Source organism: Eubacterium sp. AB3007 (genome assembly GCF_000688015.1).
GTDB lineage: Bacteria > Bacillota > Clostridia > Peptostreptococcales > Anaerovoracaceae > Aminicella.
Genome location: NZ_JIAD01000001.1, coordinates 144,002 through 165,777 on the forward strand (window position 1 = coordinate 144,002; position 21,776 = coordinate 165,777).

Genomic DNA, 21,776 nt, shown 5'->3' on the forward strand with positions numbered 1-21,776 from the left:
CCGAAATTGTACAGTAGGTGCACTTATTATAGCACAGATTATCAGGTTGCTACGTGCGAGAAATAATGATATCATAAAAACATGATCTGCGGAAGGAGACGACCATGGAATACAACATTCTCATATTAGGCGATTCTAACACCTGGGGCTGGGTGCCCGGCGGCATGGGAGCCAGATATCCCCGGGATGTCCGGTGGGCCGGCCGCCTGGCAGGGCTGCTGGGACCGCAGTACCACATCATCGAGGAAGGACTCTGCTACCGGACCATTTGCGCCAAGGACGAGGTCCTGACCCACATCAGCGCGGTGGACTATATCGTCCCCTGTCTGAAATCCCACGCTCCCATCGATCTGGTGGTGGTGATGCTGGGAACCAACGATACGCGGGGCAGGTTCTCCGACTCTGCCTACGGCATCTCCCGGGACATGGACCGGCTGGTGGAGATCATCCAGGGCTCTGGCGCGGGACCGGGGGAGAGCGCGCCTAAGGTTCTCCTGCTGTCGCCGCCTCACATCCGGCGGGAGCTTCTGGGAAGTTACCTGATGCTGGAATGGGATCTGGACGACAGCGTGGTGGACAAGTCCGAGGCGCTGGCGCCCCTGTACCGGCAGGTGGCGAAGGAACGGGGCTGCGGATTCCTGGATGCGGCGGAGTTCGCCCAGGCCAGCCTCATCGACTGTCTGCATCTCCCCGAGGAGGGGCACAAAGCCCTGGCCGATGCGGCAGCAGACCAGATCAGAAGGATATGTAAATAGACGGAAAGCGGCGCCCGCAGATGGTATCTGACGCGGGCGCCGCTTTTTCTAGGGCAGAAGGCTTTGTGCAGGGATCAATGGCCGAGAACCTTTCGGCTCACCGCAAGATAGGCCGCCAGCATGACGAACATGGTAACACACCAGCTCAACGGATAGCAGATCAGAAGGGTGGGGAAGGTGTGCCGCATGGGGAACACGAAATACACCCATAGGATCCGTACGCCGCAGATGCCGATGAGGGAGGTCAGGGCAGGCACCAGGGAGTAGCCCAGACCGCGCATGGCGGCAGACAGGGTCTCGTTGATGCAGTTGAAGAACTCGAAGGACAGCAGTGCTACCACGCGGATATGTCCCATGGCGATCACATCGGGGTCCGGGTTGAAGATTCGCAGTAGGGGATCCACGAACAGGATGATGGCGATGGCCAGCGCCATCGTGAAGCCCACGTTCATCCACAGGCACCATCGGATCGCCCGGCGACATCTGGCGTAGTTACCAGCACCGTAGTTCTGGCCCACAAAGGTGGTGCAGGCCTGACTGAAGGCGTTCAGGATAAAGAAGGCGAATATCTCCAGGTAAAAGGCGGCGGAAGAGCCTGCCATCACGTCTGCTCCCAGGCTGTTGATGGCGGACTGGATGATCAGGTTGGAGATGGAGAAGACCATCCCCTGCACGCCGGAGGGGATGCCGATGCGCATCACATCCTTGACGATGTAGCCGTTGATTCTGAGCTTTCGCAGGTGTACCCGATAGGGATCCGGTGTCCGGCTGCGAAGGACGTACAGAAGGATGGCGGCGCTGCATGCGTTGGCGATGACGGTGGCCAGGGCAACGCCGTCCACGCTGCGGTGGAGGCCTACCACGAACACCAGGTTCAGGACCACGTTAATGCAGCCGGTGATGCCCAGCACGATCAGCGGGGTGTTGGTGTCTCCACGGCTACGGAAGATGGCGGATAGGAAGTTGTAGAGCATGGTGAAGGGCATGCCGATCATGATGATCCGCAGGTAGAGGCCAGCCAGGGGTTTGATTTCCGCCGGGACGCCCAGGATCACCAGCATGGGATCGCAGACCAGAAGCCCCAGCACCATGACGATGAATCCGCTGATGCCCGCAACGGCGATGGAGGTGTGGATCGCGTCCTGGATCCTCTTCTGGTTGCGCTGCCCGATGCACCGGGCGATGACCACGTTGGACCCGATGGAAAGCCCCACGAACAGGTTGACCAGAAGACCGGTCAATGGGGCGTTGCTTCCCACCGCCGCCATGGCCTCCTTTCCGACGAACTGTCCCAGAACAGCCACGTCTGCCGCGTTGAAAAGTTGCTGCAGGATGCTGGTCGCTGCCAGCGGAATGGCGAACCAGAGGATCTTGTCCCATAGAGTCCCACTCAGCATGTTGATGTCGTTCTTGTTGTTTTTCGTCAGTGTCACTCCCTTCCCTGTGCTAGAAAACCGGATGGCGTCCCCTTTGGAGTCGCAGTCGTTGTACTACAGTATACTCTTTTCTTTTTTCTTTTTCAAGAAGCCGAGCGCTTGCTCCGTGCGTGATGTTGGTCGCAGATTAACGCCCGGGCTGTTGACAAAGTCAGGCTATATGTGGCCTCCGCCAGCAGCAATGTCTGTCTGCGCCCGATCGAAGAGGTCGGCAGTTCCTTCACTCTGAAGGAATTGTGGGTCTTCTGTACCTTGGGTGGGAGATGGAACCCGCCGCCTATAGCGGCAGGGGAGATCTGTCGCTCGTTATACATGGTATTATCCACGGAAATTGACTTTTCTGAACACCGAAGGAACTCGATCGGCAGTTTCATCTCACCTATTTGGGGAGTAAATCAATATACATGGGGTAGGCTTCCCCAAACATACGTGAAACCTCCCCCAAGGTTTTCCCAATGTTCTCTATTCCTTAGGGAAGGATTTCGATATACATGGAGAAGGCTTCCCTAAATATACGAGAATCCTGCCCTAACAAAAAAACAGCCGTTCTCTCAGCGGATATTGCGAGAGATGCCTTGGGCCAGCGAGCGAAAGAAACGCGTCCAGAACGCAAAACTGAAGGGCGCAGTTCTACTACTGCCAAAGTGGCCAAATGGAGTAGAACTGTTCCCATCCTGTGGCCACGGGAGGGGTGTGGATACAGGATTCCGACAAAACGGCGATTTCTGTATCCCGGCACCTCAATATGGATGATTCTGTTCCCAACGCTACCTGGTTCAGGGGGGCGGGATACGAAAACCCTTGTCTTTCAGGATTTCTGTATCCCTCGGCATGGAATACCCTGACTTTGGGAACAGAATCCGAGAAAACACGTTGGATGGAAACGGGACCAATAATACCGGTTTATTGAAGATGGCGAGGTGCCCGAGGGAGGCAGAGTTTCAGAATGAAAAAAGGAAATAGACAATTCTGTTTGGCAGTTTGCAACTATGCAGTGCTCCTGTTTAACCTGGTGTTTGTATGTGCCTGTGCCGCTACAGAGTGGGAGTACGAGATCCAAAACAAAACTATCTGGCTGCTGCTTTCGATCGGGCTGCTGCTTGCGGTTTTGATACTGTCCGGGATCCTGTTTGCGAGAGCAGAAGGCGGGAAGTGGAAGAAGAGGGGGATAGAAGTCTGCACGATCATCCTGGCGTTCCCGGTATGTCTGTTCCTGATCTTTGGGGGAGTCCTGATTGGTTTCGATGATGTTTCCGAACAAAGCTTTGTGTCCCCCGGCGGCCGATACAAAGCAGTGTTGACAAGCGTAGATGCAGGCACGTTCGGCGGCGTTACGGAGGTATCGGTCTATGAGACGGACCAGTGGATATCTCTGCCCTTTGGTACACTGAAGCATCTGAGGTATCGGGATACGAGGGGATGGATCCCACGGGACGAATTGAACCCCCCTGTCTGCCTATGGCGCGGGCAGGGGATTTGTGGTAATATGAGAAAAAGAGTATTGGCATTCGGCAGGAGGATCTATGAGATTACGAGACATCATGCAATTGCCGGAGTTTTCCGGTTTCCGGCTGTTGGCCGGAGAGGGTGGTCTGGAGGCGGAGGTGACCGCTACGGAGATCATCGATTTTGAGTTTGCGGAGGGCATCGAGTTCAGCCGGGAGGAGATGTTTTATGGGAGGAGCATCGGGCTGTCCAGTCTGATGTTTGCAAGGGAAGCCCCTCAGATGCTTCTTCCCGCAGTGGAGAAGCTGTACCAGATGGGGGTGTGTTGTCTTGCCTACAAGCCGATCTTCTTCCGGGTCCTCCCGGAAGAGGTGCTGTCGTTTGCAGAAGAGCACGATTTCCCGGTCTACGAGATCACAGATGACGCGTTCTTTGAGGATATCGTGTTGGCGGTGAAGAAGGCGGTGGGCCAGGATATGACGGAGTCAGAGATCCAGGCAGCGCTGGAGAAGATCCTGGCAAAGGATCTGAGCGCGGCGGACAGTCAGCGCCTTCAGCAGAGGATCGCACCCCAGTTGAAGAGATACATACAGGTGGCATGCTTCTGTGCGTTGGAACCCGAGGATGGGAGCACAGGGGCGGCCGCAGGGGCGGGTGTGGCGGCTGCCGCGCTGTTCGATCGGGAGCATTTCGTCAGGTACAGCAGGCGTCTTTCCCTGAACAGCCGGTACAATGAGCGGGCGGCTTTGTGCAGGTTCCGGCAGGGAGGCTTTGTGCTCCTGTCCCGAGAAGAGAAGGAGGCGGGGGATCTGGACGTGCTCCTGACGGATGTGTGCATCGCCGCTGGGATCCCACAGAAGGAGATCCAGGTGGGCATGAGCCGGGTGCTTCGGCTGGACAGCGGGTTCGACACCGCGGTCCGGGAGGCTTTCTGGGCTATGCGGGTAGCCAGGATCGAGAAGGTTCCCTGCAAGCGTTTTGAGGATATGGGGATATACCGGCTGCTGGCGCCGGAGATGAGTTCCCGGACGCTGGTCAGCAATGTGGAATCCTTTCTGGCCCCTCTGCTGGAGGGAGAGCACGGAGAGGAAGATCGGGCGCTGCTGATGGAAACGGCGGTGGCCTATGTCCGCGCCTACGGCAATCTGAACGAGGCGGCGGAGCAGCTATACTGCCACAAGAACACCGTGCGCTACAGGCTGCGCAGGATCCACGAGATCCTGGCGCCGACCTTGTCCGAGGAGGATTTTCGGGAGTGTCTGAATCTGGCTGTGCTGGTGTTGACGCTGAGCCGGGACAGCTGGGAAGGATGATGACGATATGAGACCAAAACATCTGGAACTGGATAGGATCTGGATCTATTTCACCTTGTATTCCGTGATCGGGTGGCTGTATGAGGTGTTCCTGGAGGTGGTGGTCTACCACTGGGGATTCTCCAACCGGGGTGTGCTGTGGGGACCATGGCTGCCCATCTACGGTATCGGTGCCATGCTCTTCCTGCTGGCGGTCTATCCGATGATTCGGGAGAAGACCGGAAGGCAGCGGCTGAAATGGATCCCGGTGGTGTTCCTGCTCTGCATGCTCATCGCCACCACCACGGAGTTGATCGCCTCTTACATCCTGGAGTGGCGCACCGGCGCCTGGCCCTGGCAGACTTACGCGGACTACGCCATTAACTTCCAGGCCAGGATCGCGCTGAACCCGGCCATTCGGTTCGGGCTGGGAGGCGTGCTGTTTCTGTACGTGCTCCAGCCACTGTTCGAGAAACTGACCGACTGGATGGGGGAGAGGCGCTGCCGGAAGATCGCTATCCTGCTTGCGTTCCTGTTCGTTGCCGATATTCTGTACACTATACTGCTTAGATAGGAGAACACCATGTCGAATACCTTACATGTGGATTACGAACTGAAGAGCCATGAGGAGGCGGTGCGGATCATCGGGGAGGCCATGGAGGTCGCCCGCCGGGAGATCCCAAGGGGCGCTGTGGCAGACTACATCCCGGAGCTTGGCAAGGTCGATCCCGACCAGCTGGGCATTTGCGTGTACCCGCTGCGAGGCGAGAAGATCCTGCTGGGAGAGGCGGAGAAACGCTTCACCATGCAGTCCATCTCCAAGATCCTTTCGCTCTGCGTGGCGCTGGAGATATTCGGGGCAGAGAAGCTGTTCGAGAAGGTGGGGGCGGAGCCCTCCGGAGAGGCATTCAACTCCCTGGTGGAGCTGGACCTGAACTCCAACAAGCCCTACAACCCGCTGATCAACTCCGGGGCCATCGCGGTGGCCGGCATGCTCATCGAGGAGGTGAGCTTCCACGATATGCTACGATTCGCCCGGGAACTCTGCGATGACGAGTCCATCGAACTCAACAAGGCCGTGTTTGAGTCGGAGATGGGCACCTGCTCCCGTAACCGGGCCATCGGCTACCTGCTGGAGAGCAAGTCCATCATAGAGACGGACGTGGAGGACGCGCTTCGCTTCTACACCAGGATGTGCTCCCTGGACGTGACCGCGGAGTCCCTGGCCAATTTTGCCAACCGACTGGCCAATGACGGCGTGGGAAACCTCACCGGCAAGCGGTATCTGTCCAGCGAGACGGTGCGGATCGTGAAGACCCTGATGCTGACCTGCGGCATGTACGATGGATCGGGGACCTATGCGGTGGAAGTGGGCATCCCCACCAAATCCGGTGTGGGCGGCGGTTTGCTGGCGGTATCCGACAAGCGGGCCGGTATCGGCGTGTTCGGGCCTGCCTTAGATTCCAAGGGCAACAGCATCGCGGGCTGCCGGCTCCTGCGGGAGATCTCAGAGACGCTGCGGCTGGCCCTCTTCTATGACACCGAGCTTGCGGGCGCTGATGCCAAGGAGTACTCGCTCAACGAGTTTCCAAAGCACAAAGTCATGCGCCGCTGCAGATAATTGCCACCCCAACCAGCCAAGGATGTGGTATAATTATTCATAGATACTGATATGGGAGGTTATCGCTATGGGTATGGAAAACAGCAGAACTTTCATTCGGCAGGACACCCTGCGGGATGCGATCATCTATGAGATCATCGACTGGGAGTGGAACATGATGATCCTTTGGAAACAGAAGACCGGGAAGGCCCCCGGCGAGGAGGAATTTGAGGACTTCTATCGGGTACGGTACAGCCAGCACGATGCCATGAATTCGGACACTCTGGCGCTCTATAAGAGCGATTTGTCGGTGGCATCCCACACGGGCAGGAACCTGATGGAGGAGAAGTACGCGTTCATCGAAGCTGCGTCCAAGGGCGTGGCACCAGCTCCGATAGACCCTGCGGCAGAGAAGCTGGTGGCGGAGATCATGCCGCTCATGAAAGCATCCAACGAAAAGTTTGCGGCCAAGTACCCGTCCCTGGCTTCGGCGGGGCAGGCTTTTGGCGGTGAGGTGTCTCCGGCCGTCTATATGGAAAGCGAACTCAGGATCATGGAAGTGCCGACGCTGCAGATGATGCTTCGGGATGTGAAACTGGACCCTGACTACGTGCAGAAGATCTATCAGGGGTTGATTGGATTCTTTGGACAGGATTCTCTGGAGAAGGCAGAGGTGTTGACAAAGGCCCAGACCATGCAGAGCTGCCGCGGGAAGACTTTGTAGTATGGTGACGTATCTCTTGCTTGCTTTGTCCATCACTTTCGAGATCTGCGCCACGTCGATGCTGAATACCACGGAAGGATTCACCCGGCCGTTTCGATCGGCTTGGGCGATCCTTCTTTACTATGCCTCGTACATCACTTTCTCCAGGGTGATCATCTACCTGAATATCGGGGTGGCCTACGCTATCTGGTCCGGGGTAGGGATCACGGCGACGGCGCTGATCTCCCGCTATTACTTCCATCAGAGATTGTCGCGTCCCGGCAAGATCGGCATGGCTTTCGTACTGGTGGGGTGTTTGGTGGTGAATCTATAGGAATCTGAGGAGGTGGACATGCCAAAACTGATGTTGGCCATCGCCATTATGTTCGAACTGATGGCGGATGTGCTGTTGAAATATTCGGAAGGGTTTACGGTGCTTTGGGCGTCAGTGCTGACGCTGGTGATGTATCTGATCTGTTTTGCCTGTTTTGCCCGGGCGCTGTTGAAGCTGAACCTGAGCGTGGCCTATGCGGTATGGTCTGGAGTGGGGATCGCCGTTCTGACCATCCTGTCGGTGGTGCTGTTCCATCAGCCGCTGACCATTGGCAATGCGGTGGGGATCGCGCTGATCACCGTGGGGATCCTGATCATGGATCTGTGCGGCACCAACGTGGAGGAATAGGAGGAGTATATGGAGACCAGGGTATTGGATCAGGCCGTCATACAGAGATTCCGGAAGGTGATTGAGAGTATTCCGAAAGAATCCCGGAATGTAGCCATCGTTGGAAGAGAGGCGGACTATTGGCCAGAGGCAGTGGTCGCCGCGGAGCAATGCGCGGCCAGTGTGATATTGATGGAAGAGAGGATGTTACTTCACGGATATAAACGGGCACTGAATGCATATGACTGTAGGTGTCTGATGTACGGAGAGGAGTACGAGGAAATGGCATACCGCGTGGAGAATGACGGGACGACACTGGTAGAGGTTTTCCTGGAGCTGTAGGCTACAAAAAGAAAATAAACGAAAAGTATAATATATCTGAAAATTTATATTGTCAAACACCTGGTATAGTTGTATAATGACCAAAAGGGTGTACTTTCAGGACTGACAGTCACGACGAGGGGGAGTGGGATTTCTGTTTTTGCTGAAAGTTTTTTTGTTGTTTAGAAGAGAGGTGATGCTGCTGGACAAAGATTAATGAGATCGCAACCAACGAGAGAGATTCGTTAGGAGGACCTAATGAGAAAGAGAATGAACTATCGAAAAAGACGTGTTGTCGCGTTGTTGATGACATTCATCATGGCGTTCACATTCTACGGCGGAGCATCATCGGTACTCGCGGCAGGGGGTGATGCCCCCCAGGCAGACGGGAATCTGAACATCAAGAGCGTGGAAGTCCTGAACCACGCAGATATTCAGAAGATCTACAGACAGTCTGTTTACAAGGGGGTATCCGAAAACGGGGAAGACCCGGACAAGTGGTATACCACCAAGAGAGGAATCAACCTGAACGATGAGCGTGCGTTTACCTTTGAATTCACAGTGACGGAAGCGCAGGTAGGGGAAGATCCGGATTTGTTCCTGGATAGCGTGAAACTCCAGTATGGAGGCTATGACCTGGAGCAGTGGGCGAACCCGAAGGGCGCAAGAGGAAAGGCGAACGCGCTTCGCAAAGAGAAGGACTCGGATGTGCCATATCTGATCACAAAGGACAAGTCCATCAAACAGAATCCAAATGGATCCTACACCGTTACAATGGTAATGGAAACTGCCTGCCCGTGGGAGGGCAAGTATACCTACGGGAGTTCGTCTCTGGAGTATGGAGACACTAACATCCCTTATGAGGGATACAATGCCAACCGTCAGCTGTACGCCTTCAGCGATGGACAATCGGCAGACAACCGTTGGTGGTGGCAGACCACCCCGACCCACAAGGGACTGGGGACCTATGCGATGACCGCGGTAGCGGGCGACAGTACACTGGCGTCTGTGGATATGGATATCCAACAGTATGATGGGGGCAATTCCTGGATTCAGAAGAACGAGTTTGCCCAGAGCCTGGTAAAGGCACTGAATGGGACAGAGATTCCGAAGTCGGCGTTTGCTGATAAGGAGATCGGCCTGATGGCCAGCGGCTATGTGGCCATGAACAAGAATGGCGGTTTTGTCAAAGGGGAGAGAAACGATTCCGTCTATGTGGAGGTCTCTATCCTCGGCTATGGCCTGACTGACAACGAGCTGCCGGAGAACAAAGACTTTAATAACTACTCCAGATATAATCCGATCTGGAACATCGTGGTCGCTCTGGATGAGGATAAGGTGGATACGTATCTGAACGAGACCAAGCCCACCATGAACGATAATCCGGAGAAACTGATCAACAAGTACAAGAATATGCCGGGAAAAGACATCGATATGATCAATGTCTTCTATCAGACCAACGTTCATGCCGATGAGATCTCCGGCATCGATCACACCATCCAATTTGTCAAAGACCTGATTGACGGAGGGAAAGCCGGAAAGAAGATCGACTACTACACATGGAACGACGATGACATGAACTTCCGTTACAGAGACCCGGCGGAGGGCTATGAGGAGTCCACCGACGGGCATGTGGTCAAGGGTGGCTACGAGGGAAGATTCAAGGACACCTCGGCCAGGGCCAAGCAGATGTTCGATACCCGCGAGGCGTTGGACAGTTTCATCATGGTCAACAACATCACCACCAATCCTGACGGGCAGGCAGGCATGAGGAGGACCAACCGGTATGCCTTCGACCTGAACCGGGATGCGGTGTTCTCTACGATGCCCGAGACTATCGCGCTGATACGAGACATCATGAAGTGGGATCCGCTGATCTTGAACGAGTGGCATGGATACGTGAGGGAAATGCTGCTCGAACCGTGTACCGCGCCGCATGATCCGGCGTATGACTACGACCTGCTCGCCAACAACCTGAGGAACCTGACGTATGCAGCCGGCAAGGCCGTGACGGCCAACACCGGATATGACAACTTCCTGGTACCGTGGGATCACTATGATGCCGGTGACTGGGACGATGGTGGTACCATCTATTCGCCGATGTTCGCAGCGCTTCTGGGGTGCTTTGGGTACACCATCGAGTTCCCGCATGCCAACAGCGATTCCTTCGACGCGGGGCTGGTGATTGACTATGCGCAGATCAATGAGGTGCTCCACGGGAAGACAGACTTCTACGCTGGTAATCGCCTGAACGGACCGCTGGAGGACGTGAATGGAAAGATGAGAGACAGCCATGAGGGCGACATCATCGACAAGAGCATGAAGAAGAACGCGATCCTGTCCAAACTGGAGACCAAGAAGAGAGGGATCGAGAATGTTGACTCCATGGAAGCGGACAAGTACTTCATCGACAAGAAGCCAGTGCTGGATGTCAATGGAAACATGATCCAGATCGGGACAGACCGCTGGGGCGATCCGATCTATAAGAAGGAAGACGTAGTTGTCGGAAGAGCAAGGCCGGAGGGCAAGTCCTTCTTCCCGGACTACATCGTGATCCCCAAGGGCAAGATGCAGTACAATTTTGCGGAAGGGATCAAGGCCATCAACCAGATGCTTGACTGGGGGATCAAGGTGGAGGTCACCACGGAGGATGTGAAGTACGATGGAGAGACCATCCCCAAGGGTTCCTATGTGCTGAGTATGTACCAGGCGGACAGGAATGTGATCTTTGAGGTCATGAGCAAGGGCTATGATGCCACCGGTTTCGCCGACATGTACGCGGATATCTACTGCAATCTGCCGGATGTCAGGGGCTTCGACAGTATCCAGATCTACGGAAAGGGCCTGTTCGACGGGAAGACGAAGGCCCAGACCGACAGCATCAAGAAGAAAGCGGACATCAAAGGCTCTATTGATGAGTATGTCACCTTCAAGAGCCAGAGCACAGATGCTGTCCGTGCGGTCAACTACCTGCTCGGCAAGGGGCTGGATGTCTGGATGCTCAGAAAGGATGTGGATGGTGTAGGCAATGCGTCTGATTACGTCATCCGCGCCAAGGATCTGAGTAAGGTCAAGAAGATCAAGAATGACGAGGTGATCGGCCAGCGCGGGATCCAGCTGGAGGGCAAGTACATCGAGGATCTGCCGGCCGAAACGACAGCATTGGTAGAGCCGATCATTCAGCTCAACACAGAAAGAACCTCACAGACGGGAGGCCCGCTGTGGTATCTGTTGGATGAATACCTGGGCTTTGGCAGCCTGAAGGACTACAACGGCGGCGCTTCGCTCAGAGAGGGAGCCAACGTGATCATCGCCAACAACGTGAACGCCAGCGGGTTCCAGGATTCCTGGGTCGATGCCATCAAGGGTGGTCAGGCAGGGGTGGTGTTCATCCGCAATGCCGCCGGTCTGGGCAAGCTCGGTGTGAAGGCGCCGACTTCGACCAACACATTCCAGGATGTGGCCATCAACGGCACCTATAATGTGGACGATTCGATCTTCACCAAGAACTATGCGGATACGACCACGTACTATGCACGCGGATTCGCCTACACGGATCTGCCGGAAGGATCCAAGGTCCTGTTCCGGAGTCTGAAGGACGGCAAGGACGCATTCATCGGAGGCTTCCAGGCGACCAATGGGGAGAAGGACGTGTTCGGTGACAAGGTCACCATCTTCAGCACGACCCTCGATGGCGAAGATTTTGAGAGACCGGTCAGTGCGGTCGCGTTCGGTCAGCAGATGGACTACCGCTCGCACTATCAGAAGCTTCTGCCTATGCTGGCCACTTCGATCTACGCCAGTGCGGCGGGGATCGTGGATGACATCGTCAGTCCGACCATCGGGGATATGAGCGTGGAGGAGAATGAATTCAGCTTCCGCGTCGAAGACAACGAAGGTGGGACCGGCCTTGCGAAGGTCTCGGTCTACAAGGTGAAGGGAGAGAAGGAATCTCTGATCTATGAGAGCGATGAGGAAGAGGTCAGATTCACCACGGATACGGATACCGATCTGGTGCTGAAGGTCGTGGTGGAGGACAAAGCCGGCAATATCGCCACCAGAACTTTCCAGTTCAGGGCGGACTCCGGAACTGTTACATCGGATGCACCGGCTGACGTAGCCCTTGATGCCATCAGGGCACTGGGTAACGCACCGACGGCAGAGACGATCGCGGTGGCTGAGGCTTTGTACAACAATCTGTCCGATGCTGACAAGGCGAAGGTCGATGCAGCGCTCGGTGCGGGCGGCGCGGCAGCTGCGATCAAGGCAGCCAAGGAAGTAGTCGCCAAGCAGAACACAAAGCCGACGGTCAAGGACAATTCGAAGGTCAAGGATACCCCGAAGGCCAAGAAGGACCCGAAGGTGGAAGCCGCCAAGGCCAAGACCGTCAAGGGATTCAAGGCCAAGAAGAAGGGTAAGAAAAAGGTCAAACTCTCCTGGAAGAAGACCGCAGGAGTCAAGACCTACCAGGTGCAGTACACTGTGGCGGGTACCAACAAGTGGAAGGTCCTGAAAAGTAGCGTCAGCAAGAAGAAAGTCAAGAGCAAGAAACTGAAGAAGGGCAAGTACCAGTTCCGCGTTTGCACCATCACCAAAGTGAATGGCAAGAACGTGTACGGTAAGTGGTCTGTCTCCAAGGTCATCAAGATCAAGTAATCGGAATGGGCGTTGCACAAAGCATTCTACATGCTGCGGGCAGCGCCCGTCTTTTTTTTGACGTCGGACACATCAGTATTTGGCGCGGATGGCGTCGATGATCTCCAGGTAACGGCTGCGAATGCCGGCCGGCTCCAGGATCTCGATGTTGCTACCAAGCCGTAGCAGGTTGTTCATCAGGCCGGTAGTGTCGTAGGTGCGGATGGAAAAGGTATTGTCTTCTTCGGAGAGGAGGAAGACGTTCTCAGTGCCCATCACATCGTAAAGCACGCTGACAGGGACAGCGGGTTCCCAGCGAATGGTGATGGCGGTGCGATCTTTCCCCAGGAAGTTGTCAGTGTTGTTGGCCACAAAGGCGTCCAGCCTGGAATACAGATCTTCCTGTCCGGTGTAGTCCGGGGTGGTCGCTGGCTCACCGGTATCCATGACTTTTCCAATGCGGTCGACCCGATAGGCGCGAAGTTCCTGCGCTTGTTCGTTGAACCCGACCATATAGAATTTCCCGTCGTTGATGTAGACCTTATACGGGCTGACGATACGGGCGTCTTTGGTATCTTTCTCCCAACGGATCCCGTGGGTAGTGCGTCGTTTCCCAAGGCGACTGTAGTGGAAGGAAATCTTCTTACGGTTTCCAATGGCCTGGAGCAGGTCATTCAGATTTCGGATGAAGAAGATGTCTCGCTCATATACATCAGGAGGCAGGAGGGTGAGGTTCTTCCGTACCAGGGCGCGGGTGGACTCGCTGGTCATTTCCAGTAATTTATTCCGGAGTTTGTAGACCCGGGGCCGCGGGATCCATGGGATCTGTGATATCGCATTGGTCAGAATCAGCAACTCCCACGCTTCCAGATTGTTATTGTCAAATCGCCCGTAGGCGCCTCGTCCGGTGTCTCGAGCGATCTTCTTTTTCCCCGTTGTCTTCGCCAGTCCCATCTCTTCCAGTGCCCGTACGTCATCGGTAATGGAATTCAGAGAGACGGAGGCGTGGTACTTCTCTTCCAGAACAGCGTGAATCTCTGCCTGGGTGAGAGCATCCTTCTTCTCTACCGTCTGAAGCAGCTTGAAGATCTCTAACAAGCGGATCTTCGAAGGTATCGTGTTTCTTCCCATGGATTTTCCCCTTTTCTTCGCGTACGCGTATCCTTTTTCTGCATATAGTATAGCATCCCTGTCGAATAATCGCAAATATTAGCGATTATTCGCATAAGGGATTTGGTACGATAAATTCACAAACAGGCCGAAGGAATACGACCGTTCGCAAAGCGAGGCGGAAGAAGCGTTCGCAAAGCGAGGTGGAAGAAGCGTTCGCTTTGCGAGGCGGGGGAAGGAAATAGAAAGGCGGTAAGACGTATGAAGAATCTCAGAATCGTATCGAAGACAAGATTTATAACCTTTGTAGTAGTGGTGATCCTGGTGGGATCCCTTTCGGTGGCCGGGATGCTGGGGGCGCTCACCGTTCACAGCAGCCAGGCAGATGATTTCCGTAAAGTGGAGGTGCAATCCGGAGACACGATCTGGGCCATTGCAGAAGCGTATTATCCCGGCGAGGATGTCCGGAAGCGCGTGTACGACATTTGCCAGGTCAACCACGTACGAGCAGAGGAACTTCAGGCAGGGCAGACCCTTCTGCTGCCGCTGCAGTAGAGTTTTGTGCGTTGATGTGTTATACTGTAACGAAGAGAGGAGGTGGAGCATGAGGTATCAGGTTGCGGCAGTACAGATGGATACTGGTTCCGATAGAGAAGCGAACCTGCGAAAGATCGAGACGTTTGCGAGAGAGGCAGCGGGGCACGGTGCTTCGCTGGTCGTGTTCCCGGAACGCGCTGATTATATGGGAAGGGGCATGCGGGAGCAGGCAGAGCCGATCCCGGGGGACGTGTCTGGGATCTTATGCAGCCTGGCAAAGGATCTGAGGATCCACATCCTCTGCGGTGTGGGCGAGGCCCAGCCGGAAGGGAATCCTTGGAACACATTGCTTCTGGTGGGACCGGAAGGCGAGATCCTGAGCAGGTATCGCAAACTTCACATGTTCAAGGTGGAGGGAGTGGGAGGCATCCATGTGGATGAGAGCCGGTTCACAGAAGCCGGTGAGGAGATCATCACGGCAAAGTCCGCTCTGGGGAAACTGGGCATGAGTATCTGCTACGATCTTCGGTTTCCAGAGATGTATAGAAGGATGGCGATGGAGGGGGCGGAGGCCCTGTTCGTCCCATCGGATTTCACCTATGACACCGGGAAAGACCACTGGGAGGTTCTGCTGCGGGCGCGGGCCATCGAAAATACCTGCTATGTGGTGGGAGCGAACCAGTGCGGACAGAAACTCAGGTACAGAGCGTATGGGCATTCCATGATCCTCGACCCCTGGGGGAGGGTGCTGGCCGAGGCTGGCGAGACAGAAGAGATCATCTACGCTGAGATCGACAGCGATGTGATCGAGGAGGTGCGGCAGAAGATGCCGTCACTGGACAATAGAAGGGGAGATGTTTACTAGTTTTGGGGAGGTAGCATGTTTGAGATCATTCTGTATATAGGGCTTTGTGTGGCAGGATATGTGGTGGCTGTGCCGCTTCGCAGCAAGCGCGATCAACTGGGCTGGGTAGGTACGGTACAAACCATCGCAGTGCTGGCGCTGGTGTTCACCATGGGACTTCGGATCGGATACAACGAGGAGGTCATCGGAAACCTGGGGTCCTACGGGCTGTATGCATTGCTTTATACGGTGGCGATCATGGTTTTGTCCGTCGCCTGTGTGTCCATGACGAGGCGGGTGATGGGCATCGATCGGTACGGACTTATGGGAAACAAAGCTTTGTCCGAGGTGGAGATCGCGGCCGGAGAGCCGCAGGAAGAAGAGGCCCCGCCCAAGGGCATCGACCGCATGACCGTCTATATCCTCTGCATGGTGGTTGCGGGGATCGCGGCGGGTTTTTTGGTGTGTCGGCAGATCTTTCGGAACGAAGAGGCGTTTACAGAGGGCGCGGCCATGACCATCCGGGGACTGCTTTGTGTGCTGCTGACCTTTGTGGGGCTGGATCTGGGACTGGAGGGGGCTATCATCGATAACTTCCGTAAGGTGGGCGTCCGGGTGCTGGCCATTCCAGCGGCAGGGATCATCGGGACTCTGCTGGGAGCGTTTCTGGTGGGGCTGGTGCTGCCCCTGAGTACCCGGGAGAGTCTGGGGATCGGTGCCGGGTTGGGCTGGTATTCTCTTGGAGCCGCCATCCTGATGGATGCCGGGATGATGACCGCTGGTGCCATCTCCTTCATGCACAACGTGATGCGGGAGATGTTTGCGATCATCCTGATCCCGGTGGTCGCCCGGAAGATCGGATACGTGGAGTGTGTGACGCTTCCAGGAGCATCGGCCATGGACGTGTGTCTGCCCATCGTGGTGCGGGCCACCAGCGGGAACACCGCCGTGTATTCCTTCATCTCGGGGACGGTGCTGTCTTTCATGGTGCCGGTGCTGGTACCGTTGTTTGTGTGAGACCGAAAAGCAACAGAGGGGCTGTCATGAACAGCCCCTCTGTGTTATTCTTCTAAAAGGAATTTCTTTCCTGCGCTGGCCAGCAGACATTTGTCGGCAAAGCGGGTTTTCATGAGGACCAGGGCTTCGATGCCGGTACAGTGCATGGGAACGATCACCTTCAGGTTCTCGCCTGCCAGCTTGTCGATGACCTCCTGCCTGGCCTGGGCGGTAGCGGAGAACAGGTGCATGCCGGCCACCACGCCGACCAGAGGCTCCCCGGGGAACAGCACCTTCACGTAGTCGATGGCGGCGGCGATGCCCTTGTGGCTGCAGCCGGAGAACAGGTAGATCCCATCCTTCCCGCGGATGGCCAGGAACTGTTCGTGGTTCAGTGGATCGTGGATATACTTGCCATCTGGTCCCTTGACCAGGAAGTACTCCGTGGCCACGTAGTCCGGCGCATCAGGGATGGTGCCGGAGACCACCGCATTCTCCGAGAGCCAGACCGGCTCCTCGGTCAGGACGACGCGTCCCGGGTAGTTTGCGGGATCCCACTGGAGACCGATCTGTTCCTCCGATGGTTCTCCGTGGATATCATCGAAGGAATCCACCAGGGCCTCCCGGTGCAGGTAGACCTTGGCGTGGTCATTCGCTTTCAGAAAATAGGGGACTCCGTTGGTGTGGTCATCGTGACTGTGGCTCAACACACAGCAGTCCACATCTTCCAGGGACTCGTGCAGACGAGCGGCATTGTGGATGAGCATGTCCGAATAGCCTGTATCGAACAGGATGGTCATCTCATCGGTGGTGATTTTCATGGAAAGACCGAACTCCGCGTCACAGCGGGGGTCCTCGGTCTTGTTTTCCGTCAGGAAGCGAACGCGGATCATCGTAGACTCCTTTCCTTATCGTACACTTCTGTCTTTCACGTATTGCATCATCTCGTCTTTCTCAATTACATCCTTGTGACGGACCTCCAGTTGGAAGATGGCCTTCAGCGGAGCGGGGGCGGCTATGCCGGTACCTGCTTCCAGCTTCTGCATGTTCTCCTGGTCGCTCTCCGCTGGTTCCATGCCGATGGCGGTCATGACCGCACGGCTGAACTTGTAGGGCGAAGCCGTGGACAGGATCACGTTGGGAGAATCTCCCTGGTACTTCTCTGCGGCCGCCCAGGCGATGGAGGTGTGGGTATCCAGCAGATACCCGTGCTCCCGGAATACCTCGCCGATGGCGGAGGCCCCCTCTTCCTCAGAGGCACAGATGCCGGTGAAGAGAGACTGGATCTTCGCCAGTTCTTCTTCTGTAATGGTGTATTCTCCCGTCTCGGACAAAGCCTTCATGTACGATGCGGTCTGTTCTGGCCCGCACACAAAGTATAGCAGGCGCTCCAGATTGCTGGAGATCAGGATGTCCATGGAAGGGGAGGTGGTCTTGTGGAATTCCCGTACCCGGTTATAGTGGCCGGTGGTCAGGAATTCGGTGAGTACATCGTTCTTGTTGGAAGCACAGACAAGCCTGCCCACGGGAAGACCCATCTCCCTGGCGAAGAAGCCCGCCATGATGTCGCCAAAGTTGCCGGTGGGCACGGTGTAGTCCACCGGATCACCTGCCTGAATGCGGCCGGCCTTCACCAATGCTGCATAGGCGGCGAAATAGTAGACCACCTGCGGTACCAGACGGCCGATGTTGATTGAATTGGCGCTGGAGAGGGAGACACCCTCTGCGGGCCTGGGGATTTCCGTAAATATCCGCTTGACCCCGTTCTGTGCATCATCGAAATTTCCACGCACCGCGCAGGCGCAGGTGTTCTTCCCCTGCTGGGTGGTCATCTGCAGGCGCTGGCTGTCGGAGATGCCGTGCTCCGGGTAGAAGACGATGATCCGTGTGCCCGGCACATCGGAGAACCCGTGAAGAGCGGCGCTGCCGGTGTCACCGCTGGTGGCGGTGAGGATCAGGATCTCATCATTGAAATCGTTCAGTCTGGCAGCCGATACCATAAAGTTCGGCAGGGCAGACAGTGCCACGTCCTTGAAAGCGCAGGTGGGACCGTGGAACAGCTCCAGTACATATCTGTCGCCGACGGGCACCAAAGGGGTGATCTCCTCGGCAGTGAACTTGTCTGCGTAGCTCGCCTCTACGATGCGGGCGATCTCCTCTTCACCGAAATCCGGGAAGAAACGGCCGAAGATGACGCGGGCCATGCCCCGGTAGTCCATGTTGATCACATCGCGGTAGTCGATCTTCAGTGCAGAAAGGTCAGAAGGTACATACAGACCGCCATCCGGTGCCAGGCCGTTCAGGATGGCCATAGTGGGGGTAGCGGTTGTGTTTTTGTTTCTCGTACTTAAATAATTAATCATTTTCTTGTCCTTTTATGTTGAATTTGCTTTAAAGATATGATACATTATTCCTGTTAGTTTTACAAGGCTTTTTAGGAGTTCATATATGCTGAAAGTGTTAAAATTCGGAGGCTCGTCCCTGGCTGACAGCGGACAGTTCCTTAAAGTAAAGAATATCGTCGAGGCAGATGAGGACCGCCGCGTGGTGGTGGTCTCTGCCCCCGGAAAACGCCATGACAACGACAACAAGATCACAGATCTCCTGTACCTGTGTAACGCGCATCTGAAGTACAACGCTTCCTATGAGGACATCTTCCAGATGATCCAGGATCGTTATCAGGAGATCAAGGAGAACTGCAGCCTTTCTGTGGATCTGGAGGCGGAGTTCACCGAGATCCGTTCCCATATGCGGAAGGGGATGTCCGTGGACTATCTGGTGTCCAGGGGAGAGTACCTGAACGCCAAACTCATGGCGGACTACCTGGGCTATACCTTTGTGGACGCAAAGGACGTGATTCGATTCGGACAGAACGGAAAGGTGGACCGCAAGGAGACGGAGGCTTTGTTCAAGGCAGAGTTCCAGAAGCATGACCACATCGTGCTCCCGGGGTTCTACGGAGCGCTGCCGGGCGGGAACATCCGCACCTTCTCCAGAGGAGGATCGGACGTCACTGGCGCCATCGCAGCAGCTTCTCTGGATGCGGATCTGTATGAGAACTGGACGGATGTCACCGGCATCCTGATGGCGGATCCACGGATCGTGGAGAACCCCCAGACCATGGCCACCGTGACCTATGCAGAGCTGCGGGAACTATCCTATATGGGCGCCTCCGTGCTCCATGAGGATACTGTGTTTCCGGTCAGGAGGAAGAACATCCCCCTGAACATCCGCAATGTCAACCAGCCGGAGGAAGCGGGCACCATGATCATGGAGGAGTTCCCCAGAGAGGACAATCCAAGGTACGTCACCGGTGTGACCGGCCTCAGGAACTACTCCATCATCAACGTCTACGGCACCAACATGAGCAAGAGCACCAGTACCCTGCGGAAAGTGCTGGAGATCTGCGAGGATTTCCAGCTTTCCGTGGAACAGATTCCCAGTGGTACGGACAGTTTCTCCCTGGTGATCCGAACAGAGTCGCTGAACGGACAGAAATACGAACTCATCAGTGCCATCAAGAAGGAGATGGACTTCCTGGATATCAAGGTGACCGAGGGCATCAGCCTCATCGCGATCGTGGGCCGGGGGATGGCCTACAAGGTCGGCATTTCCAGCATGTTCTTCGGTGCATTGGGCGAGAACAACATCAACATCAGAACGATCCAGCAGAGTTCAGACGAGATCAGCATCATCGTCGGCGTGCACGATGAGGATTTTGAAAAGGCGATCCGTGTGCTGTACGATCGTTTCGCCAGATAACTGGCGATCATCGCCTGTCAACGAACCAAAAGACTTCAGCTATGCGGGACTGCGGCCTTTGCCGTCGGTCTCGTTTCGCTATATATTTAAGGAGGTGACCGCGATGGTCATAAAATCACTATTGATACTTTGTTTCTTTGCAGTGATGGTGGCGGTAGGTCTGTATTGCCGCAAACACAGCACTGACGTAAACGGCTTTGTGCTGGGAGGACGCAAGGTGGGCGCCTGGCTCACCGCCTTCGCTTACGGGACAAGCTACTTCTCTGCCGTCATCTTTGTGGGATATGCAGGGCAGTTTGGATGGATTTTCGGCGTGTCCTCCACCTGGATTGGTCTGGGGAACGCGTTCATCGGATCCCTGCTGGCCTGGGCCATCCTGGGACGGCGCACCCGTATCATGTCTCAGCACCTGAACGCCAAAACCATGCCGGAGTTCCTGGGGACCCGGTATGACTCAGACAAGCTGAAGATTCTGGCTTCGGCCATTACCTTCCTGTTCTTGATCCCTTATACAGCCTCTCTGTTCAACGGTCTGTCCAGGCTGTTTGAGATGGGCTTCCACATCGACTATGCGGTGTGTGTGATCGTCATGGCGGTGCTCACCGGGGTCTACGTCATTGCCGGTGGGTACATGGCTACCGCCATCAACGATTTCATTCAGGGGACGATCATGCTCTTCGGCATCTCGGCGGTGATCCTGGCGGTACTGTCCAAGCATGGTGGCTTCATGGGATCTCTGGCGGAGATGGCAAAGATCGAAAACCCGGTGATGCCCGGCGTTTACAACTCCTTCTTTGGGCCGGCGCCGCTGTTCCTTCTGGTGGTGGTCCTGCTCACGTCCCTGGGAACCTGGGGACTGCCGCAGATGGTGTCCAAGTTCTATGCCATCCGCAACGAGGGGGCCGTCAAGAAGGGCACCATGATCTCTACGCTGTTCGCCATCGTGGTGGCGGGTGGCTGTTACTTCCTGGGTGGATTCGGAAGGCTTTTCGTCACTCAGGAGCAGGTCGATGCCAACGGTTTCGACAGCATCATCCCCACGATGCTTTCCGGTCTGCCGGATATCCTCATCGCCATCGTACTGGTGCTGGTGTTGTCTGCGTCCATGTCGACCCTGTCCTCTCTGGTGCTTACCTCTAGTTCTACGTTGATGCTGGATTTCATTCCCGGAGTCTCCAGAAGTGAGCTCAGCGAGAAGAGCAAGCTCACAGGAATGCGTGTTCTGATCGCCGTATTCATCCTGATCTCGGCAGTGATCGCCATCGTTCAGGCCAAGTCCCGGATCACCTTCATCGCCCAGCTGATGGGCGTCTCCTGGGGCGCGCTGGCAGGATCCTTCTTGGCGCCGTTGCTGTACGGGCTCTATTGGAAGAAAACGACTAAGGCAGCGGTTGGTGTCTGCTATGCCTTCGGGACGATGTTGATGGTCATTCAACTCTGCGTTTCTCTGGGGTTGTATGCACCTTCAGGCGCGTTCGCGGAGTTCGTTTTCCAGAATTCGCTTTACTCCGGTGTATTCGCCATGTTGTGCTCCCTGGTGATCGTGCCGGTGGTGAGCGTCCTGACGCAGGGCACAAAACCCGCTGCAACAGATGATATGTTCAAATGCTATGATATTACCGCCGTCGTCCACGTGAAGACTTCACTGGGCGATGAGGAGGATGCATAGGAGACTTGC

At 55.7% G+C, this 21,776-nt stretch carries 20 protein-coding genes; 15 read left to right on the forward strand and 5 right to left on the reverse strand.

The features are described from left to right. Window positions 1-104 precede the first annotated feature (104 nt). Window positions 105-755 (forward strand): SGNH/GDSL hydrolase family protein, encoded by a 651-nt coding sequence (locus P156_RS0100655; protein ID WP_027868497.1) that lies wholly within the window; start codon window positions 105-107, stop codon window positions 753-755. Between the two features lie 74 nt (window positions 756-829). On the opposite strand, the gene P156_RS0100660 is transcribed toward P156_RS0100655, so the two are convergent. Both P156_RS0100660 and P156_RS13235 read right to left on the reverse strand, forming a co-directional pair. Continuing rightward, on the reverse strand, window positions 830-2,188 hold the full coding sequence (locus P156_RS0100660) for an MATE family efflux transporter (protein WP_242838675.1): 1,359 nt from the start codon (window positions 2,186-2,188) through the stop codon (window positions 830-832). An 86-nt stretch (window positions 2,189-2,274) separates the two neighbouring features. Then, entirely contained in the window at window positions 2,275-2,505 is a 231-nt protein-coding gene (locus tag P156_RS13235; protein WP_185752095.1) for a hypothetical protein, read from the reverse strand. 632 nt (window positions 2,506-3,137) lie between these two features. Here P156_RS13235 and P156_RS13240 point away from each other — a divergent pair. From P156_RS13240 to P156_RS0100705, 9 genes are all read left to right on the forward strand, one after another. After that, entirely contained in the window at window positions 3,138-3,824 is a 687-nt protein-coding gene (locus tag P156_RS13240) for a hypothetical protein (RefSeq protein WP_027868499.1), read from the forward strand. Further along, window positions 3,715-4,950, forward strand: coding sequence for a PucR family transcriptional regulator (locus tag P156_RS0100670; protein WP_081818383.1), 1,236 nt, complete (start codon window positions 3,715-3,717; stop codon window positions 4,948-4,950). The genes P156_RS13240 and P156_RS0100670 overlap by 110 nt, the downstream gene beginning before the upstream one ends. A gap of 7 nt (window positions 4,951-4,957) precedes the next feature. Continuing rightward, a complete protein-coding gene (locus P156_RS0100675) occupies window positions 4,958-5,503 on the forward strand; it encodes a putative ABC transporter permease (protein ID WP_027868501.1) in 546 nt (181 codons plus the stop codon). Window positions 5,504-5,512: 9 nt separating this feature from the next. Beyond that, window positions 5,513-6,550 carry a glutaminase A gene (gene glsA / locus P156_RS11010; protein ID WP_081818384.1) on the forward strand — a complete coding sequence of 346 codons (1,038 nt, stop codon included), beginning with the start codon at window positions 5,513-5,515 and terminating at the stop codon, window positions 6,548-6,550. Between the two features lie 67 nt (window positions 6,551-6,617). Continuing rightward, on the forward strand, window positions 6,618-7,253 hold the full coding sequence (locus P156_RS0100685; RefSeq protein ID WP_027868502.1) for a DUF4125 family protein: 636 nt from the start codon (window positions 6,618-6,620) through the stop codon (window positions 7,251-7,253). 1 nt (window position 7,254) lies between these two features. Next, window positions 7,255-7,566 carry a multidrug efflux SMR transporter gene (locus P156_RS0100690; RefSeq protein ID WP_027868503.1) on the forward strand — a complete coding sequence of 104 codons (312 nt, stop codon included), beginning with the start codon at window positions 7,255-7,257 and terminating at the stop codon, window positions 7,564-7,566. An 18-nt stretch (window positions 7,567-7,584) separates the two neighbouring features. Next, the gene (locus P156_RS0100695) at window positions 7,585-7,914 is read left to right on the forward strand and encodes a multidrug efflux SMR transporter (RefSeq protein ID WP_027868504.1); all 330 of its coding nucleotides are present in this window, start codon (window positions 7,585-7,587) and stop codon (window positions 7,912-7,914) included. Window positions 7,915-7,923: 9 nt separating this feature from the next. Next, window positions 7,924-8,235 carry a hypothetical protein gene (locus P156_RS0100700; protein ID WP_027868505.1) on the forward strand — a complete coding sequence of 104 codons (312 nt, stop codon included), beginning with the start codon at window positions 7,924-7,926 and terminating at the stop codon, window positions 8,233-8,235. A 237-nt stretch (window positions 8,236-8,472) separates the two neighbouring features. Then, complete coding sequence (locus P156_RS0100705; protein ID WP_027868506.1) at window positions 8,473-12,870, forward strand: hypothetical protein; 4,398 nt, start codon at window positions 8,473-8,475, stop codon at window positions 12,868-12,870. A gap of 72 nt (window positions 12,871-12,942) precedes the next feature. Here P156_RS0100705 and P156_RS0100710 read toward each other — a convergent pair whose 3' ends face one another. Then, a complete protein-coding gene (locus P156_RS0100710) occupies window positions 12,943-13,980 on the reverse strand; it encodes a YafY family protein (protein WP_027868507.1) in 1,038 nt (345 codons plus the stop codon). Window positions 13,981-14,220: 240 nt separating this feature from the next. Between P156_RS0100710 and P156_RS11015 the strand changes: the two genes are divergently transcribed. From P156_RS11015 to P156_RS0100730, 3 genes are read left to right on the forward strand one after another with little or no spacing between them, the layout of a single operon-like run. Beyond that, window positions 14,221-14,514: a LysM peptidoglycan-binding domain-containing protein gene (locus P156_RS11015; protein ID WP_034801982.1), complete on the forward strand. Its 294-nt coding sequence runs from the start codon at window positions 14,221-14,223 to the stop codon at window positions 14,512-14,514. 49 nt (window positions 14,515-14,563) lie between these two features. After that, on the forward strand, window positions 14,564-15,361 hold the full coding sequence (locus P156_RS0100725; RefSeq protein ID WP_027868508.1) for a carbon-nitrogen hydrolase family protein: 798 nt from the start codon (window positions 14,564-14,566) through the stop codon (window positions 15,359-15,361). A gap of 15 nt (window positions 15,362-15,376) precedes the next feature. Next, window positions 15,377-16,357 (forward strand): lysine exporter LysO family protein, encoded by a 981-nt coding sequence (locus tag P156_RS0100730; protein ID WP_027868509.1) that lies wholly within the window; start codon window positions 15,377-15,379, stop codon window positions 16,355-16,357. Window positions 16,358-16,401: 44 nt separating this feature from the next. Here P156_RS0100730 and P156_RS0100735 read toward each other — a convergent pair whose 3' ends face one another. Beyond that, a complete protein-coding gene (locus P156_RS0100735) occupies window positions 16,402-17,229 on the reverse strand; it encodes an MBL fold metallo-hydrolase (protein WP_027868510.1) in 828 nt (275 codons plus the stop codon). Between the two features lie 15 nt (window positions 17,230-17,244). Then, on the reverse strand, window positions 17,245-18,699 hold the full coding sequence (gene thrC / locus P156_RS0100740) for a threonine synthase (RefSeq protein WP_027868511.1): 1,455 nt from the start codon (window positions 18,697-18,699) through the stop codon (window positions 17,245-17,247). Window positions 18,700-18,784: 85 nt separating this feature from the next. On the opposite strand from thrC, the gene P156_RS0100745 reads away from it, so the two are divergent. Both P156_RS0100745 and P156_RS0100750 read left to right on the forward strand, forming a co-directional pair. After that, window positions 18,785-20,098, forward strand: a complete 1,314-nt coding sequence (locus P156_RS0100745; protein ID WP_027868512.1) for an aspartate kinase — start codon at window positions 18,785-18,787, stop codon at window positions 20,096-20,098. Between the two features lie 103 nt (window positions 20,099-20,201). Then, on the forward strand, window positions 20,202-21,767 hold the full coding sequence (locus P156_RS0100750; RefSeq protein WP_185752096.1) for a sodium:solute symporter: 1,566 nt from the start codon (window positions 20,202-20,204) through the stop codon (window positions 21,765-21,767). Window positions 21,768-21,776 lie beyond the last annotated feature (9 nt).

Coding starts and splice junctions, on each gene's coding strand:
- P156_RS0100710 (WP_027868507.1), bottom strand. CDS start 13,980: ATGGGAAGAAACACGATACCTTCGAAGATCCGCTTGTTAGAGATCTTC.
- P156_RS0100700 (WP_027868505.1), top strand. CDS start 7,924: ATGGAGACCAGGGTATTGGATCAGGCCGTCATACAGAGATTCCGGAAG.
- P156_RS0100725 (WP_027868508.1), top strand. CDS start 14,564: ATGAGGTATCAGGTTGCGGCAGTACAGATGGATACTGGTTCCGATAGA.
- P156_RS11015 (WP_034801982.1), top strand. CDS start 14,221: ATGAAGAATCTCAGAATCGTATCGAAGACAAGATTTATAACCTTTGTA.
- P156_RS13235 (WP_185752095.1), bottom strand. CDS start 2,505: ATGTATAACGAGCGACAGATCTCCCCTGCCGCTATAGGCGGCGGGTTC.
- P156_RS0100690 (WP_027868503.1), top strand. CDS start 7,255: ATGGTGACGTATCTCTTGCTTGCTTTGTCCATCACTTTCGAGATCTGC.
- P156_RS0100730 (WP_027868509.1), top strand. CDS start 15,377: ATGTTTGAGATCATTCTGTATATAGGGCTTTGTGTGGCAGGATATGTG.
- glsA (WP_081818384.1), top strand. CDS start 5,513: ATGTCGAATACCTTACATGTGGATTACGAACTGAAGAGCCATGAGGAG.
- thrC (WP_027868511.1), bottom strand. CDS start 18,699: ATGATTAATTATTTAAGTACGAGAAACAAAAACACAACCGCTACCCCC.
- P156_RS0100735 (WP_027868510.1), bottom strand. CDS start 17,229: ATGATCCGCGTTCGCTTCCTGACGGAAAACAAGACCGAGGACCCCCGC.
- P156_RS0100750 (WP_185752096.1), top strand. CDS start 20,202: ATGGTCATAAAATCACTATTGATACTTTGTTTCTTTGCAGTGATGGTG.
- P156_RS0100685 (WP_027868502.1), top strand. CDS start 6,618: ATGGGTATGGAAAACAGCAGAACTTTCATTCGGCAGGACACCCTGCGG.
- P156_RS0100670 (WP_081818383.1), top strand. CDS start 3,715: ATGAGATTACGAGACATCATGCAATTGCCGGAGTTTTCCGGTTTCCGG.
- P156_RS0100745 (WP_027868512.1), top strand. CDS start 18,785: ATGCTGAAAGTGTTAAAATTCGGAGGCTCGTCCCTGGCTGACAGCGGA.
- P156_RS13240 (WP_027868499.1), top strand. CDS start 3,138: ATGAAAAAAGGAAATAGACAATTCTGTTTGGCAGTTTGCAACTATGCA.
- P156_RS0100705 (WP_027868506.1), top strand. CDS start 8,473: ATGAGAAAGAGAATGAACTATCGAAAAAGACGTGTTGTCGCGTTGTTG.
- P156_RS0100675 (WP_027868501.1), top strand. CDS start 4,958: ATGAGACCAAAACATCTGGAACTGGATAGGATCTGGATCTATTTCACC.
- P156_RS0100655 (WP_027868497.1), top strand. CDS start 105: ATGGAATACAACATTCTCATATTAGGCGATTCTAACACCTGGGGCTGG.
- P156_RS0100695 (WP_027868504.1), top strand. CDS start 7,585: ATGCCAAAACTGATGTTGGCCATCGCCATTATGTTCGAACTGATGGCG.